Genomic DNA, 1,175 nt, shown 5'->3' with positions numbered 1-1,175 from the left:
CCGAACAGCGGCTTGTGCGCCGCGAAGCCACAGTAGATGGCCAGCAGCCGCAGCGAGGTGGCGTCCATCAGGTCCACGCGCTTGAGCTGGGCATCGAACTGCAGGTCCACGGTCTCGTCGGCCAGGCCGCGGGCGCGCAGCAGTTGGCCAAGCACGGCGCGGCCCGCGGGGCCGAGGCGCGAGATGCTGCGGTGGCGCACCGGCCAGTCAGGCGGCAGCCAGCTGGGGTGCAGTCCGTCCTCTGGATGCAGGCCCTGGCGCAGCGCCAGGCGCAGCATGTCCAACGGGCCATGCTCAGGCGCCGCTGGCGCCGGTTCGCTGGGAGCTTGGACGGTTCGCATCAGCGCTTCAACAGCTGGCGCCGCGCCCAGGTGCGCCAGTCCAGGCCCTGGCGGCGCAGCAGGCTGGGCAGTGCGATCAGGCAGGCCACCGCGGCCAGCAGCAGCACGCCGAGCGTGACTGCCGTGCGGTCGAGCGACAGGCCTGCCACTTCGTAGCGCACTGGCAGATCGGCGGCCGCCGCCGCGCCGCTGGCACGCCGTGCCTCCACCAGCGACAGCGAGACCTGGTCGTGGGACAGGCCCTCGATGCTGTGCGCCACCATGTCCTTGACGGTCGGCGCCAGCAGCCGCAGGTCCACGTCCGCACGGTATTTGATGAAGACCGCGGCCGACGAGGGCTTGAGCTTGTCGCTCAGCGGGTCGTTGGCCGGGATCACCACATGCACCCGGGCGGCCACCACGCCGTCGATGGTGCGCAGCGTCTGCGACAGCTCCTGCGACACCGCATAGATGTAGCGCATGCGCTCTTCCGACGGCGTGGACACCAGGCCCTGCTTCTGGAAGACGTCGCCCATGCTGGCGTAGCGGTCGTGCGGCAGCCCCTGCGAGCGCAGCACGTCCAGCGCCGCGGGCAGGCGGCTTTCCTCGACCTTGAGCTGCCAGAGGCCGCCCTCGGCAGCCTCCTTCTCGGCGGGGATGCTCTCCGAGGTCAGCGCGGCCAGCATCTCGTTGGCCTCGCGCTCGTTGAGGTTGGAATACAGGTCGACCTTGCAGGCGGCAAGGGCGAGGCACACGACCAGGGCCGCGGCAGTGCAGAGTTGCCTAGCCATTGTTCTTCAGCAACGAGTTGAACTGATTGCTGCAGGCGCTGGCCAGGGCGGTGCACATATGCAT

General features: G+C 69.8%; 1 protein-coding gene and 1 pseudogene. Both read right to left on the bottom strand.

Annotated elements, in window-relative coordinates; all coding sequences use genetic code 11:
- Positions 1–341 (bottom strand): annotated as a pseudogene (locus AC1DU6_RS32060) (type III secretion system protein); the annotation flags it as partial.
- Positions 341–1,111, bottom strand: coding sequence for a type III secretion system inner membrane ring lipoprotein SctJ (gene sctJ, locus AC1DU6_RS32055; protein WP_457325725.1), 771 nt, complete (start codon positions 1,109–1,111; stop codon positions 341–343). The gene sctJ and the pseudogene AC1DU6_RS32060, both read right to left, overlap by 1 nt.
- Between the last annotated feature and the right edge of the window lie 64 nt (positions 1,112–1,175).

It is taken from the genome of Roseateles sp. P5_B10, assembly GCF_056400485.1.
The sequence above is the reverse complement of the archived record's forward strand: the minus strand, read 5'-3'. Positions and strand labels throughout refer to the sequence as shown.